Genomic DNA, 15,038 nt, shown 5'->3' with positions numbered 1-15,038 from the left:
ATGACGACGAGCATCCTGCTGGCCGGTGGCGGCACCACCGGCCACATCTCGCCGATGCTGGCCATCGGCGAGGAACTGCGGCAGCGCCTCGACGGCGCCGACGTGTTCGCCCTCGGCACCGCCGACGGACTCGAGACCTCGATCGTGCCCGCCGCCGGGTTCGAGCTGCTGACGATCGACAAGGTGCCGATGCCGCGGCGGCTCACCCCCGGTCTCCTGCGCTTCCCGAAGTCGTTCGCCGACAACATCGCCGCCGTGCGCCGGATCATCGCCGAGCGCGGTGTCGACGCCGTCGTCGGCGTCGGCGGCTACGTGTGCCCGCCGGCCTACCTCGCCGCGAAGCAGGCGAAGGTGCCCATCATCATCCACGAGGCGAACGCGAAGCCGGGAATGGCGAACCGCCTCGGCGCGATGCTGACGAAGCCCGGACGGGTCGGGGTGACGTTCCCCGACACGACGCTGAGGAACTCGGCACTCGTCGGGATGCCGATGCCCGCGCAGATCTCCACCCTCGATCGCAGCGACCCCGGCGTCCGCGCCGCCGCCCGGTCGGCGCTCGGCCTGCGGCCCGACCTGCCCGTCCTCGTCGTCACCGGCGGCTCCTCGGGGGCCCAGCGGATCAACGAGGCATTCGAGGAGGCGGCCGCGGCATGCCAGGCCGCCGGCATCCAGGTCCTCCACATCACCGGCGCCGGCAAGGGCGAGGCCCTGCGGCAGGCCACGGCCGAGCTGCCCGACTACCACGTCGTCGACTACGTCGACGGCATGGAGAAGGTCTACGCGGCCGCCGACCTCCTCGTCGCCCGGTCCGGGGCCGCCACGGTCGCCGAGACGACCGTCGTCGGGGTCCCGGCGATCTACGTCCCGCTGCCGATCGGCAACGGCGAACAGCGGCTCAACGCCGCCTCGAGCGCGGCCGCCGGCGGTTCGCAGATCGTCGACAACGCCGACTTCACGGCGGCGACGGTCACCGACGTCGTCCTTCCGCTCATCGCCGATGAGGCGCGCCTTACGCAGATGAGCCGCGCCGCCAGAGGCCTCCATTACCCCACCGACGCCGCGGCCACGATGGCCGACATCACGACCGCCGCCCTGAGAGGATGACCATGAGCCAGACCGAGATCGTCCCCGTCACCGAACTGGGAGCCGTCCACTTCATCGGCATCGGCGGGTCGGGCATGTCCGGGATCGCCCGGATCATGGCGATGAACGGCGTCGCGGTCTCCGGCTCCGACGCCAAGGAGTCCGCCGTCGTCGACATCCTCCGCGCCCTCGGCGCCCGCGTCGACATCGGCCACGATGCCGACCATCTCGGCGATGCCGACACCCTCGTCGTGTCCTCGGCGATCCGGGCCGACAACCCCGAACTCGTCGCCGCCCGCCAGCGGGGCCTGCGGATCCTCCACCGCTCCGGGGCACTGGCCTCCCTCATGGCCGGGCGGACCGCCGTGGCCGTGGCCGGCACCCACGGGAAGACGACGACGACGTCGATGACGACCGTTGCGCTCCAGGCCTGCGGGCTCGACCCCTCGTTCGTCATCGGCGGGGTGCTCTCGACGACGGGCACGAACGCCCACCTCGGCACCGGTGACGTCTTCGTCGCCGAGGCGGACGAATCGGACGGCTCGTTCCTCCTCTACGAACCGGCGATCGGGATCCTCACCAACGTCGAAGCCGACCACCTCGACCACTACGGCACCGCGGAGAACGTCCGGCAGGCCTTCGTCGACTTCACCGCCGGCATCGGCGCCCGCGGCGGCACCGTCATCGCCTGCGCCGACGACCCCGGCTCCCGGGACGTCGCCGAGGAGGCCCGCCGGCAGGGCACCGCCGTCGTCCTCTACGGCACCGCGGACGACGCCGACATCCGCATCGTCGACCTCGTCTCGGGCCTCGGCTCGGAGTTCGGGCTCGTCATCGCCGGTCGGGGGACTCCGCTGCCGATCACCCTGCGCCAGCCCGGCGCCCACAACGCCCGCAACGCGACCGCCGCGGTCGCCGTCGCCCACGCGCTCGGCGCCGACGTCGAGAAGGCCGCCGCCGGACTCGCCGGCTACGGCGGCACCCGCCGCCGCTTCGAGGAGCGGGGGATCGCGGCCGGCGTCCGGGTCATCGACGACTACGCCCACCACCCGACCGAGCTGCGCGCGGTGCTCACCGCCGCCCGCGGGGTCGTCACCGACGAGGGACGCGTGTGGGCGGTGTTTCAGCCCCATCTCTACTCGCGCACCGCGGAGTTCAAGGCCGAGTTCGGGGAGGCCCTCGGACTCGCCGACGAGGTCGTCGTCCTCGACGTCTTCCCGGCCCGGGAGGACCCGGTGCCCGGGGTGACCGGCAACCTCATCGCCGAACGCGTCCCCCACTCGCATGTCACGTTCCTCGAATCCTTCGCCGACGCCGTGCCCTTCGTCGCCGAGCGGGTGCGCCCCGGCGACCTCGTGCTCACCGTCGGCGCCGGCGATGTGACGATCCTCGGCCCCGAGATCCTCGCCGCCCTGGAGAAGTGAGACCCGTGCCGCTCGCACCCCCACGAGTCGGCGACGACTCGACGGCCGACCTCACCGGGATCATCCGCGCCCGCCGCCGGAAGGTGTGGGCCAAACGGCTGACCGCGATCGGCATCGTCGTCGCGGTGCTCGCGCTGGCGGCCGTGGCCTGGTTCTCGCCCGTCCTCGCGTTGTCGACCGTTGAGGTCGAGGACACCGAGCTCGTCACCGGTGCGCAGGTTTCGGACTTCGTCCTGACCGAACACGGCGGCACGCCGCTGCCGCAGCTGCGCCCGGGCACGATCGAGACCGAGGTCGAGACGCAGTTCCCCCGCGCCGAGGACGCCTCCGTCCACTACGCGGGACCGCGGAGCCTGCGGATCACGATCACCGACCGGACCCCGGTCGTCGCGATCTCCTCGGCCGGCGGCTTCGTCCTCTACGACGCCGAGGCGGTCGACCTCGGGTCCGTCGACACGGCCCCTGAGGGTCTCACCGTCCTCGAAGCCGATGCCCCCGACGAGGAGACCGTGAGCGCGGTCATTCGCTTCATGTCGACCCTCGGCGCTGACCTGCGCGGTAGCCTGACGACGGTGCGGGCCGACAGGGAGCAGGGGCTGTCCGGGACGATCGACACCGGAGACACCGAGGCCTCCGTCGTCTTCGGCGACAGCGAGGACGCGAGCCTGAAGATGCGCACCGCGCTCCAGCTCGCCGCCGAGGGCCGCACCGAGATCGACGTCTCCGTGCCCTCGGTGCCCGTCACCGACTGACCCGATTGGCTCCGACACACCGGGGAGGAAACTGGCCGAACTCCGACACTCCGGGGAGAATGGTTGCAGTGTCATCGCCTTGGGCCACTAGCCTGAAGGATGAGAGACGTCGAACAATGCACGCTTGAGACCGCGTGGACGATGCGCGTGAGAAGAGGAACCGACTTGGCTGAATTCCCACAATCCGGAGCGGATATCAAAGTCGCCGGCACAGGCGGCGGCGGTGTCAACGCTGTCCAGAGGATGATCGACGTCGGCCTGCGGGGCGTGGAATTCATCGCGATCAACACCGATGCGCAGGCCCTCGTCCTCTCCGATGCCGACGTCAAGCTCGAGATCGGCCGCGACCAGACCCGCGGGCTCGGCGCCGGCGCGGACCCGGAGATCGGCCGCAAGGCCGCCGAATCGAGTGAGGACGCGATCCGCGACGCCCTCGAGGGCGCGGACATGGTCTTCGTCACCGCCGGTGAGGGCGGCGGCACCGGAACCGGTGCGGCACCCGTCGTCGCCCGGGTCGCCCGCTCGCTCGGCGCCCTGACGATCGGCGTCGTCACCCGCCCCTTCACGTTCGAGGGCCGCCGCCGCTCGGCACAGGCCGAAGCCGGCATCGCCGCGCTGCGCGAAGAGGTCGACACCCTCATCGTCATCCCCAACGACCGCCTGCTCTCGATCTCCGACCGCAGCGTCTCCGTCGTCGAGGCCTTCCGCTCCGCCGACGAGGTCCTGCGCTCCGGTGTCCAGGGCATCACGGACCTCATCTCCGTGCCGGGACTCATCAACCTCGACTTCGCCGACGTCAAGTCCGTCATGCAGGACGCGGGCACCGCGCTCATGGGCATCGGCGCCGCGACCGGCGACGACCGCGCCGTGCAGGCCGCGGAGTCCGCGATCGCCTCGCCGCTGCTCGAAGCGAGCATCGACGGCGCCCACGGTGTGCTCTTCTGCATCCAGGGCGGCGCCGACCTCGGCCTCTTCGAGGTCAACGAGGCTGCGCGCCTCGTCCAGGAGGCCGCCCATCCCGAGGCGAACATCATCTTCGGCGCCGTCATCGACGACAACATCGGCGACGAGTGCCGTGTCACCGTCATCGCCGCCGGCTTCGACAACACCGTGCCCGGCCAGGACGGCAACGTCGTCGAGGCCGTGCCCGCCGGGGTCGGTGCCGTCTCCGGCGGTGCCGCGTCGTCCTCGCCGGTCATCGAATCGGAATCCGAGAGCGTCGAGGTCACCGAGCCCGAGCCCGCCGCCGCTCCCGAGCCGCGTCGTGAGGAGCACCAGATCCCCACGTCGCTGCCGAACGAGCGGAGCACCTCGAGCCTCGACAACGACCTCGACATCCCCGACTTCCTCAAGTAAGCCATGCTGCACTCGAGGTTCGTCGTGCCCGGTCGGCAGACGGCTCACGTCGCCTTCACCGACCGGCACGGCGGATATTCGAGCGGGGACTTCTCCTCCTTCAACCTCGCCCGGCACGTCGGTGACGGCGAGGAGCTCGTCGCCGCCAACCGGTCGGCGCTCGCCCAGGTGCTCGGCCTCAGCGCCGAGCGCCTGAGCTTCGTCTCCCAGGTCCACGGCACCGCCGTCCACGAGGTCGCCGAACTCGCCGACGCCCGCGCCGGCGCCGAGGCGGACGCCCAGGTCACCGCCCAGCCGGGAATCGGGCTCGTCATCATGGTCGCCGACTGCACACCTGTGCTCCTCGCCGACACCGACGCAGGGGTCATCGGTGCCGTCCACGCCGGGCGCCCCGGCATGGCCGCCGGCGTCGTCCCGGAGACGCTCGCGCGGATGCGCGCCCTCGGGGCCGAGACCATCCATGCGATCATCGGGCCCTCGGTCTGCCCGCGCTGTTACGAGGTCCCCGCCGAGCTGCGCGACGCGGTGGCCGCCGTCGAACCCGTGGCCGCCTCGGTGTCGGTGTCGGGGACTCCCGCCCTCGACGTCGCCGGCGCGGTCGCCGAGCAGCTGCGCCGGGAGGGAGCGGTCATCGACCACTTCTCCCGGACGTGCACGAAGGAATCCGAGGACCTCTACTCCTACCGCCGCCAGCAGCGCACCGGTCGGTTCGCGGGAGTCATCTGGCTCCAGTGAGCCGGAAGTCGGGGAGATTTCCCGGCGACACACCGGCGGGGCACCGGGACGCGTGCCCTCCGGTGCGATAGTTTTGCCGCAGATGTGGAACCGCTGAAGGCCGAGGAGCGTTGAGAATGTCAGCAATCAAGAAAACACTCGAGTACCTGGGATTCGTCGAAGAGGACGACGAGACCGTCGAGCGCCAGACCCGGGACGACCGTCGTGAGGAGCGCCGCGGACGCGAGGTCATCGAGACCTTCGAACAGCCCGAGCAGGAGCCCGTCGCCCGGGAGGAGCGGCCGCCGGCACAGGTGACCCCCATTCACCCGACTCCGATTCGTCCAGTCGACACTCCGGCGCCAGGGAGCTCCATGAATCGCATCAAGACCATCCATCCCCGCAGCTACAACGACGCCATGGTCATCGGCGCCGCGTTCCGCGACGGCACGCCCGTGATCATGAACCTCTCCGAGATGGACGAGAACAACTCGAAGCGCCTCGTCGACTTCTCCGCGGGTCTGATCTTCGGACTCCACGGATCGATCGAGCGCGTGACGAACAAGGTGTTCCTCCTCACGCCGGAGAACATCGAAGTCAGCGGTGAGAGCGAAGCCGACGGAGACTCGCAGGCGAGCTTCTTCAACCAGAGCTGACGGATCCGGTCTGAGCGGTTCCTCAGCTGGAGCGTATAGGCTGGGGCCTGCAGTCAGATCAGCAACGACGAAAGACGCGAGGATCCCACGTGGCCATCATCTTCTACATCCTCGGCACGGCGCTCAGCCTCTATGTGTACGTGCTCCTGGCTCGGGTCGTGCTCGACCTCGTCCAGGTGTTCTCCCGCGAGTGGAGGCCCAAGGGCTTCTTCCTCGTGCTCGCCGAGATCGTCTACACGCTCACCGATCCGCCGCTCAAGCTCCTGCGGAAGGTCATTCCGCCGCTGCGCCTGGGCCAGATCTCGCTCGATCTCGGTTTCATCGTCCTCCTCATCGGCATCCAGATCCTCGCCTCGGTCCTCTTCAGCCTCTCGCAGAGCTCCGTCTGAGACTCCCGGGGCCGGCCGTCACGGTCAGCCGCTCCGTCGGTCAGCGACGTGATCTGCGAGGACGCCTCGCGGAATTTCCGCTTCGACCCGGCGTGGCGGAGCATTTCTGCACGACAAATGCTCTGGTGTTACGCTATTGTGACGTTGAAGCCGTCCCGTGCGGACGGCAGTGAAATGAATGCAGATCGACCAAAGGTGACCTCATGGCGCTCACGCCTGAAGACGTAGTAAACAAGCGGTTCCAGCATGTGAAGTTCCGCGACGGATACGACCAGGATGAGGTCGATGACTTCCTCGACGAGGTCGTCGTCGAACTTCGACGCCTCTACCAGGAGAACGACGAACTGCGTCAGAAGCTCTCCGCTGCCGAACAGCGGGTCAAGGAGCTCGAATCCGGTGGCGCCGCGAAGGCCGCCCCCGCCCAGGACATCGACGCCACCCAGGCGATGCCCGCCGCCGTGCCGGCGCCGGACACCTCGAAGGACGCTCCTGCACCGAAGGCCGAGCAGGCCCCCGCTGCCCCGTCCGCCCCTGCCGCCGAGGAGCCCAAGGCTCCCGTCGTCAAGGAAGCGGCTCCCGCTCCGAAGCAGAACGACTCGGCTCCCGCCGTCTCGGCTGCCGTTCCCGCTGCCGGAGCCGGCGCTGCCGCGGCTTCGGCCGGCGAGAACGACTCGCACGGACTCATCGCGCTGGCCCAGCGCGTCCACGACGAGCACGTCGCCGAAGGCGAGCGCAAGCGCGCCGAGCTCATCAAGGGTGCCGAGAAGGAAGCTCAGGACATCGTCGGCAAGGCCGAGGCCAAGCGCGACGAGACCCTGTCGAGCCTCGAGACGCAGAAGTCGCAGCTCGAGCGCTCGATCGACCAGCTCTCGAACTTCGAGCGCCAGTACCGCACGCGCCTGAAGAGCTACCTCAACGATCAGCTCCGCGACCTCGAGAACTCGACGAGCCTCGCCCCCGAGACCCTCGACGGCAACTCGTTCGGATCCTCGAGCAACAAGCTCTGATCTGACGCGCCGCGTCCCACGGGGCCGGAGGACTCATTCGAGTCCTCCGGCCCCGTCGTCGTCGGCGGCCCGGAGGCCGTCGCCGACGCCCCCGGTCACGCGCCCGGTCACGCTACTTGCCGAGGGCACGGCCACGTGCGGTTGACGCCCTGATCGTGCGCCGTTCTTGCGCGTGGAATGGGAATCGCCGCAGTCGCGGTCGGCTAGAATGATCCGAATGAATGAAGACCCGGTACGGCGTCGACCGAAGCTGCTCTGGACACTGTTCGGCATCGCCGCAGCGATCCTCGCGTTCGACCAGCTGACGAAGCAGCTCGCGATCGCCTTCCTCGAAGGCCGGCCCTCGATCCCCGTCATCGGGGACCTCGCCGGATTCGCCTTCTACCGCAACCCCGGGGCCGCCCTCGGCCTCGGCGCGAACATGACGTGGGTCTTCCCGCTCATCGCCGTCGCCGTCTTCATCGCCATCCTCGTCCTCTCCCGCAAGCTCGGCTCGCGGGGGTGGGCGATCGGACTCGGCCTGCTGCTCGGCGGCCTCTTCGGCAACCTCGTCGATCGGCTCTTCCGGCAGCCGGGGTTCCCCAACGGTGCCGTCGTCGACTTCATCGACCTCTCGCTCTTCATCTGCAACTTCGCCGACGTCGCGATCTCCGCCGCCGCGGTGACGCTCATCATCGCCAGCCTGCGCGGCATCGAACTCGACGGTTCGCACCGAGTGGCCGCCACCGCGGAGAAGGAGGATTCCCATGACTGAACGCTCGATCCTCGTTCCCGAGGGGCTCGAGGGCCAGCGCGTCGATGCGGCGCTGTCGAAGCTGCTCGGCCTCTCCCGCACCGCCGCCGCGGACATCTGCGCCGACGGGGGAGTCCAGCTCGACGGCCGCGTCGTCGGCAAATCCGATCGTGTCGTCGCCGGTGCCCGCATCGACGTCATGCTGCCCGAACCCAAACGTCCGCTCGAGGTCGTCGCCGACCCCGTGCCCGGCATGCGCATCGTCTACGACGACGATTCGTTCGTCGTCGTCGACAAGCCCGTCGGGGTCGCCGCGCACCCGGCCATCGGCTGGACCGGACCGACCGTCGTCGGCGGTCTCGCCGCGGCCGGCTACCGGATCGCGACCTCGGGGGCGCCCGAGCGGCAGGGCATCGTCCAGCGTCTCGACGTCGGCACCTCGGGGCTCATGGTCGTCGCGAAGAGCGAATACGCCTACAGCGTGCTCAAGCGGGCGTTCAAGGAGCGCACGGTCGAGAAGACCTACCACGCCCTCGTCCAGGGCCTGCCCGACCCCGTCGTCGGCACGATCGACGCCCCCATCGCCCGCCACCCCCGCCACGACGGCCTCTACGCCGTCCACAGCGAGGGCAAGCACGCGATCACCCACTACGAGGTCATCGAAGCGCACCGCCGCGCCGCCCTCCTCGAGATCCACCTCGAGACCGGCCGCACCCACCAGATCCGCGTGCACTTCTCTGCCCTGGGACGCCCGTGCGCCGGGGACCTGCCCTATGGCGCGGACCCCGTCCTCGCGAAGGAGCTGGGGCTGACCCGACAGTGGCTGCACGCGCTGCGACTCGGTTTCCACCACCCGGAGACGGGGGAGTGGGTCGAGTTCGAAAGCGAGTATCCCGACGACCTCCAGCAGGCCCTCGACCGGATCCGGGAGGGCTGAGCCCATGGTCTAAGCTGAGTGGGCATCGCAGGTCATTGGCAAGGGATCCGCAAGGGAAGGCAGAGCGTGCCGAACGACGATTTCGTCCATCTTCACGTCCACACCGAATACTCCATGCTCGACGGGGCGGCCCGCCTCGGCGACCTCATGGCCGCGACGAAGGCGTCGGGCATGTCGGCGATCGCGACGACCGACCACGGGTACCTCTTCGGTGCCTTCGACTTCTGGTCGCAGGCGACGAAGGCCGACATCAAGCCGATCATCGGCGTCGAGGCCTACGTCACCCCCGGCACCGCCCGCGACGACAAGACCCGCGTGAAGTGGCGGACCGAGGAGTCGCAGAAGAGCGATGACCTCTCCGGCGGCGGCCTCTACACGCACATGACCCTGCTGTCGAAGAACAACACGGGCATGCGCAACCTCTTCAAGGCCTCCTCGGTGGCCTCTCTCGATTCGGTGACGGCGAAGTGGCCGCGCCTCGACCAGGACCTCCTCGAGACCTACTCCGAGGGACTCATCGCCACGACCGGCTGCCCGTCCGGGGAGATCCAGACCCGGCTGCGACTGGGCCAGTACGAGGAGGCGAAGGCCGCGGCCGGGAAGTATCGGGAGATCTTCGGGGCCGAGAACTACTTCTGCGAGCTCATGGACCACGGTCTCTCGATCGAGAGGCGGGTGACGCAGGACCTGCTGCGGCTGGCCAAGGAGATGGACATCCCGCTCGTCGCCACGAACGACCTCCACTACACCCACGAATCCGATGCGAAGGCCCATGAGGCCCTGCTCGCGATCCAGTCGGGGTCGAAGCTCATCGAGCCGACCTACGATCAGGGCGGCTCGCGCTTCGCCTTCTCCGGATCCGGCTACTACCTCAAGACGCCGGCGGAGATGCGGGAGCTCTTCAAGGAGATGCCCGAGGCGTGCGACAACACGCTCGCGATCGCGGAGATGTGCGAGGTCTCCTTCGACACCTCGGCGAACTACATGCCGAAGTTCCCCACCCCGGCCGGGGAGGACGAGACGTCGTGGCTGGTCAAAGAGGTGCAGAAGGGGCTCGAGTACCGGTACCCGAACGGGATCCCCGACGACGTCCGCAAGCAGGCGGACTACGAGCTCGACATCATCATCTCGATGGGCTTCCCCGGCTACTTCCTCGTCGTCGCCGACTTCATCAACTGGTCGAAGGACAACGGCATCCGCGTCGGACCCGGCCGCGGCTCCGGCGCCGGGTCGATGGTCGCGTACGCGATGCGCATCACCGACCTCGACCCGCTTCAGCACGGCCTCTACTTCGAGCGCTTCCTCAACCCCGACCGCGTCTCGATGCCCGACTTCGACGTCGACTTCGATGATCGCCGCCGCGGCGAGGTCATCGAATACGTCACCCGCAAATACGGTGACGAGCGCGTGGCGATGATCGTCACCTACGGCACGATCAAGACGAAGCAGGCGCTCAAGGACTCCGCCCGCGTGCTCGGCAAGCCGTTCTCCCTCGGCGAGCGGCTGACGAAGGCGCTGCCGCCGGCGGAGATGGCCAAGGACATCCCGCTCGCCGACATCGAGAACCCGGACGCGAAGCGGTTCAAGGAGGCCGGAGAGTTCCGGGCGCTCGTCGACTCCGAAGCCGACGCTCGCGAGACCTTCGAAACCGCGAAGGGCCTCGAGGGCCTGAAGCGGCAGTGGGGCGTCCATGCCGCCGGCGTCATCATGTCCTCGGACCCGATCATCGACGTCATCCCGATCATGCGCCGGTTCCAGGACGGGCAGGTCATCACCCAGTTCGACTATCCGACGTCCGAGGGCCTCGGGCTCATCAAGATGGACTTCCTCGGGCTGCGCAACCTGACGATCATCTCCGACGCGGTCGAGAACATCCGGGCCAACCGGGACTTCGAACTCGACCTCGAACACCTCGAACTCGACGACCGCGGCGCGTACGAGCTGCTCACCCGCGGTGACACCCTCGGCGTGTTCCAGCTCGACGGCGGCGGCCTGCGCGCCCTCCTGCGGATGATGAAGCCGGACAACTTCGAGGACATCTCGGCGACCCTGGCCCTCTACCGTCCCGGCCCGATGGGCGCGGACTCGCACACGAACTACGCGCTGCGCAAGAACGGCCTCCAGGAGGTCACGCCGATCCACCCGGAGCTCGCCGAGCCGCTCAGGGAGATCCTCGACACGACCTTCGGTCTCATCATCTACCAGGAGCAGGTGATGGCGATCGCGCAGAAGGTCGCCGGGTACTCGCTCGGTCAGGCCGACATCCTCCGTCGCGCGATGGGCAAGAAGAAGAAGTCCGAGCTCGACAAGCAGCAGGTCGGCTTCTTCGGCGGCATGAAGGAGCGCGGCTACTCCGAGGCCGCAGCGCAGGCGCTGTGGGACATCCTCCTGCCGTTCTCCGACTACGCCTTCAACAAGGCGCACTCGGCCGCGTACGGCGTCGTCTCCTACTGGACGGCCTACCTCAAGGCCCACTACACGGCCGAGTACATGGCCGCCCTGCTCACCTCGGTGGGCGACAACAAGGACAAGCTCGCGATCTACCTCAACGAGTGCCGCCGGCTCGGCATCACCGTGCTGCCGCCCGACGTCAACGACTCCGCGCTCCACTTCACCCCGGTCGGGGAGGACATCCGCTTCGGCATGGGTGCGGTGCGCAACGTCGGGGCCAACGTCGTCGACGGGATCGTCGCGGCCCGCGAGGAGAAGGGCGCGTACACCTCGTTCACGGACTTCCTCGACAAGGTGCCGAGCCACGTGTGCAACAAGCGCACGATCGAATCGCTCATCAAGGCCGGCGGCTTCGACTCCCTCGGACACACCCGCCGCTCCCTCGTCGAGATCCATGAGGAGGCCGTCGACTCCGTCATCGGCGTCAAGCGCAAGGAGGCGATCGGCGAGTTCGATCTCTTCGCCGGCCTCGACGGCGGCGACGACGGTCCGAGCTTCTCCGTGGCGATCCCCGATCGCCCCGAATGGGAGAAGAAGGAGAAGCTCGCGTTCGAACGCGACATGATCGGCCTCTACGTCTCCGACCATCCCCTCAACGGTCTCGAAGGGGTGCTCGCCGCGGAGTCGGATGCCTCGATCGCCGAGGTGGTCGACCCCGAATCGCATCGCCCCGACGGTTCGCAGATCAAGGTCTGCGGGATGATCACGCAGGTCACCCGCAAGGTGTCGAAGAACTCGGGCAAGCCGTACGCGATCGTCACGCTCGAGGACCTCGACGCCGAGGTCGAGGTCATGTTCTTCGGCGACACGTACGAACCCGTGGCGAGCCTGCTCGCAACCGACCTCGTCATCTCCCTGACCGGGCGGATCCGCCAGTCCGATGACCGGCCGACCTCGCTCATGGCGATGTCGATGACGATTCCCGACATCACCGACCCGGGGGATCGTCCGCTCAACCTCATCATGCCGATGGAGAAGGCCACCGAGGAGATGGCGGAGAAGCTGCGTCGCATCCTCGAGGCGAACAAGGGCCAGACCGACGTCCATCTCGTGCTCACCCAGCCGGGCAAGCACACCGTGATGCGGCTCGACCGGTCGATCCGCGTCGACCCCAACCCGAGCCTCTACGGTGATCTCAAGGCCCTGCTGGGGTCGCGCTGCCTGAGCGCCTGAGGCGGGTCCGGGGGGACACGTGCGCCGGGACTAGAATGGTCTGGTGAACATTCTCGACTTCCGCGATGAGACCCTGAGCAGACGATTCCTCCGGCAGCGGCTGCCGCGGGCGGCAGCCACGCATGCCGACGTCGAACGCCGGGTCTCCGACCTCCTCGGCGAGGTGGCCCGCGGAGGATCGTCGACGGTGAAGGACCTCACGGAGCGCTTCGACGGGGTCCGTCCCGATACTCTGCGCGTGCCCGCCGCCGAGCTCGCCCGGGCCGCCGCCGAGCTCGATCCGCAGGTGCGGGCCGCGCTCGTCGAGACGATCGCCCGCACCCGCAAGGTCGCCGAGGATCAGCGTCCCGCCGACGTCGTCACGGAACTCGCCCCCGGCGCCGTCGTGACGACCCGGAGCCTGCCGATCGAGCGCGTCGGGCTCTACGTGCCCGGCGGACTCGCCGTCTACCCGTCGACGGTGATCATGAACGTCGTGCCCGCGCAGGTCGCGGGTGCCCAGTCGCTGGCGATCGCGAGCCCCCCGCAGGAGTCGGGGCTGCCCCATCCGGTCGTCCTCGCCACCGCGCACATCCTCGGCGTCGACGAGGTGTGGGCGATGGGCGGCGCCCAGGCCATCGGAGCCCTGGCGTACGGCTTCGACGACGCCGAGGTGTGCGAGCCGGTCGACCTCATCACCGGACCCGGCAACGCCTATGTCGCCGCCGCGAAGTCCCTTGTGCGCTCGCACGTCGGCATCGACGCGGTCGCCGGTCCCACGGAGATCATCATCCTCGCCGATGCCACGGCGAACCCGGCGTTCGTCGCCGCCGACCTCATCAGCCAGGCCGAACACGACGAACTCGCCGCCTCGGTGCTCGTCACGGACTCACCCGAGCTGCTCGAGGCCGTGGCCGCCGAACTCGACCGTCAGGTGCCCGAAGCCGCGCACGTCGAGCGCATCCGCACCGCACTGGCCGGTGAGCAGTCGGCCCTCGTCCTCGTCGACGACCTCGACGCCGCCGTCACCGTGGTCAACGCTTACGCCGGTGAACACGTCGAGATCCACACCGCCGACGACGCCGCGGTGGCCGAGCGCATCGTCAACGGGGGAGCCGTCTTCGTCGGACCCTATGCGCCCGTCGCCCTCGGCGACTACGCGGCCGGCTCGAACCACGTGCTGCCGACGATGGGCACCGCCGCCCACGGATCGGGACTCGGCGTGCACTCGTTCCTCAAGGTCAGCCAGGTCATCGACTACGGTCGGCCGGCTCTCGGCGACGTCGCCGAGCACATCGTCGCCCTCGCGACGGTCGAACAGCTTCCCGCCCACGGACGTGCCGTGAGCATCCGCTTCGAGGAGTGACATGCGCTGCCCATTCTGCCGTGAGTCCGATTCACGGGTCGTCGATTCGAGAACGAGCGAGGACGGGGCGGCGATCCGCCGCCGGCGGCAGTGCCGCCACTGCGGGCGCCGATTCACGACGATGGAGGCGACGAGCCTCTCCGTCATCAAGCGCTCGGGAGTGACCGAGGAGTTCTCCCGCCAGAAGATCATGTCCGGAGTCCGCAAGGCCTGTCAGGGCCGACCCGTCGGCGACGACGATCTCGCGAAGCTCGCGCAGAAGGTCGAAGAGGACATCCGGTCGAAGGGCATCGCCGAGATCGACGCCGACGAGGTGGGCCTGTCGATCCTCGAGCCGCTGCGCGAACTCGATCAGGTCGCCTACCTGCGCTTCGCGAGCGTCTACCAGGGCTTCGATTCGCTCGAGGACTTCGAGGCCGCGATCGACTCGCTGCGCGCCGATGCCGCGCTGCGCTCCGGGGACTCCCGCGAGGCGACGCCCGAGGACTTCGAGGCCTGAGGGCGGTGGGGCCGAGGGCCAGCGAGGTCTGAGGCCGCTGGGATCGCTCGACGTCGACGTCTGGAGAGGCCCGGACCGGGCGACCTGCGGACTCGGATACCTCGTCGACTGGTGGGCGAGCAGCCTTCGTCCTCGGGTCAGCCGAGGTTGCGGAAATCTTCTCGCGAAAACTTGTCCGAAAGTCGTCGATCACGGCAATAGTTGTGTACCATTATGAGTGCGCGCTTCGGTGCGCGGCCGCTTGCGGTTCGGAGGGGAAGCCGAACCGTCAAGCGGCCTTCGACGTTCCCGGGGACAGTCGCCGAAAGCTCGCCTCGTCGGGTCCGTGCAGGAGGGCGGAATCCGCCCTCCCCAACCGCTCACGACGACCGTGCACGGCAGCTTGTGCACGGCGCACCGGAGGTCCGCTCCCGAAGCCTCCTGCGCCTGCACTGTCGTTCAACAGTTCGCGTGAAATCCACCGGTTCGCCGACTCGACCGTCTCTCATTCAACAGTTGGCGTGAAGATGTCGTCTTCGA

Annotated in this window: 13 protein-coding genes; all 13 read left to right on the top strand. The window is 68.8% G+C overall.

Annotated features, from left to right (window positions below; genetic code table 11):
* The 13 genes from ACFQ91_RS10930 to nrdR all read left to right on the top strand — a co-directional run bounded on the left by ACFQ91_RS10930 (position 1) and on the right by nrdR (position 14,519).
* On the top strand, positions 1–1,104 hold the full coding sequence (locus ACFQ91_RS10930; RefSeq protein ID WP_198499002.1) for a glycosyltransferase: 1,104 nt from the start codon (positions 1–3) through the stop codon (positions 1,102–1,104).
* 2 nt (positions 1,105–1,106) lie between these two features.
* A complete protein-coding gene (gene murC, locus ACFQ91_RS10925) occupies positions 1,107–2,507 on the top strand; it encodes a UDP-N-acetylmuramate--L-alanine ligase (protein WP_198499001.1) in 1,401 nt (466 codons plus the stop codon).
* A 5-nt stretch (positions 2,508–2,512) separates the two neighbouring features.
* Entirely contained in the window at positions 2,513–3,259 is a 747-nt protein-coding gene (locus tag ACFQ91_RS10920) for a cell division protein FtsQ/DivIB (protein WP_198499000.1), read from the top strand.
* A 165-nt stretch (positions 3,260–3,424) separates the two neighbouring features.
* Positions 3,425–4,615, top strand: a complete 1,191-nt coding sequence (ftsZ, locus tag ACFQ91_RS10915) for a cell division protein FtsZ (RefSeq protein WP_198498999.1) — start codon at positions 3,425–3,427, stop codon at positions 4,613–4,615.
* 3 nt (positions 4,616–4,618) lie between these two features.
* Complete coding sequence (pgeF, locus tag ACFQ91_RS10910; RefSeq protein ID WP_198498998.1) at positions 4,619–5,350, top strand: peptidoglycan editing factor PgeF; 732 nt, start codon at positions 4,619–4,621, stop codon at positions 5,348–5,350.
* Between the two features lie 116 nt (positions 5,351–5,466).
* Entirely contained in the window at positions 5,467–5,985 is a 519-nt protein-coding gene (locus ACFQ91_RS10905) for a cell division protein SepF (protein WP_198498997.1), read from the top strand.
* An 89-nt stretch (positions 5,986–6,074) separates the two neighbouring features.
* Positions 6,075–6,374 (top strand): YggT family protein, encoded by a 300-nt coding sequence (locus tag ACFQ91_RS10900; RefSeq protein ID WP_137826374.1) that lies wholly within the window; start codon positions 6,075–6,077, stop codon positions 6,372–6,374.
* A gap of 203 nt (positions 6,375–6,577) precedes the next feature.
* Entirely contained in the window at positions 6,578–7,381 is an 804-nt protein-coding gene (locus ACFQ91_RS10895; protein ID WP_198498996.1) for a DivIVA domain-containing protein, read from the top strand.
* 217 nt (positions 7,382–7,598) lie between these two features.
* Positions 7,599–8,135, top strand: coding sequence for a signal peptidase II (locus ACFQ91_RS10890; RefSeq protein ID WP_198498995.1), 537 nt, complete (start codon positions 7,599–7,601; stop codon positions 8,133–8,135).
* Positions 8,128–9,051, top strand: coding sequence for an RluA family pseudouridine synthase (locus ACFQ91_RS10885; RefSeq protein WP_198498994.1), 924 nt, complete (start codon positions 8,128–8,130; stop codon positions 9,049–9,051). The genes ACFQ91_RS10890 and ACFQ91_RS10885 overlap by 8 nt, the downstream gene beginning before the upstream one ends.
* A 114-nt stretch (positions 9,052–9,165) precedes the next feature.
* Positions 9,166–12,675 carry a DNA polymerase III subunit alpha gene (dnaE, locus tag ACFQ91_RS10880; RefSeq protein ID WP_232623912.1) on the top strand — a complete coding sequence of 1,170 codons (3,510 nt, stop codon included), beginning with the start codon at positions 9,166–9,168 and terminating at the stop codon, positions 12,673–12,675.
* A gap of 40 nt (positions 12,676–12,715) precedes the next feature.
* Positions 12,716–14,020: a histidinol dehydrogenase gene (hisD, locus tag ACFQ91_RS10875; RefSeq protein WP_376872227.1), complete on the top strand. Its 1,305-nt coding sequence runs from the start codon at positions 12,716–12,718 to the stop codon at positions 14,018–14,020.
* A 1-nt stretch (position 14,021) separates the two neighbouring features.
* Positions 14,022–14,519, top strand: coding sequence for a transcriptional regulator NrdR (nrdR, locus tag ACFQ91_RS10870; protein WP_137826380.1), 498 nt, complete (start codon positions 14,022–14,024; stop codon positions 14,517–14,519).
* Positions 14,520–15,038 lie beyond the last annotated feature (519 nt).

Origin of the sequence: Brevibacterium sp. NPDC056726, assembly GCF_042790515.1 — a bacterium.
GTDB lineage: Bacteria > Actinomycetota > Actinomycetes > Actinomycetales > Brevibacteriaceae > Brevibacterium > Brevibacterium sanguinis.
Note: the sequence above shows the minus strand (reverse complement) of the source record. Positions and strands in the feature narration are given on the sequence as shown.

What these genes read in the sequence shown, in the direction of transcription:
- ACFQ91_RS10930 (WP_198499002.1), top strand. Translation starts at nt 1, where the DNA reads ATGACGACGAGCATCCTGCTGGCCGGTGGCGGCACCACCGGCCACATC.
- murC (WP_198499001.1), top strand. Translation starts at nt 1,107, where the DNA reads ATGAGCCAGACCGAGATCGTCCCCGTCACCGAACTGGGAGCCGTCCAC.
- pgeF (WP_198498998.1), top strand. Translation starts at nt 4,619, where the DNA reads ATGCTGCACTCGAGGTTCGTCGTGCCCGGTCGGCAGACGGCTCACGTC.
- ACFQ91_RS10905 (WP_198498997.1), top strand. Translation starts at nt 5,467, where the DNA reads ATGTCAGCAATCAAGAAAACACTCGAGTACCTGGGATTCGTCGAAGAG.
- ACFQ91_RS10895 (WP_198498996.1), top strand. Translation starts at nt 6,578, where the DNA reads ATGGCGCTCACGCCTGAAGACGTAGTAAACAAGCGGTTCCAGCATGTG.
- ACFQ91_RS10890 (WP_198498995.1), top strand. Translation starts at nt 7,599, where the DNA reads ATGAATGAAGACCCGGTACGGCGTCGACCGAAGCTGCTCTGGACACTG.
- ACFQ91_RS10885 (WP_198498994.1), top strand. Translation starts at nt 8,128, where the DNA reads ATGACTGAACGCTCGATCCTCGTTCCCGAGGGGCTCGAGGGCCAGCGC.
- dnaE (WP_232623912.1), top strand. Translation starts at nt 9,166, where the DNA reads ATGCTCGACGGGGCGGCCCGCCTCGGCGACCTCATGGCCGCGACGAAG.
- nrdR (WP_137826380.1), top strand. Translation starts at nt 14,022, where the DNA reads ATGCGCTGCCCATTCTGCCGTGAGTCCGATTCACGGGTCGTCGATTCG.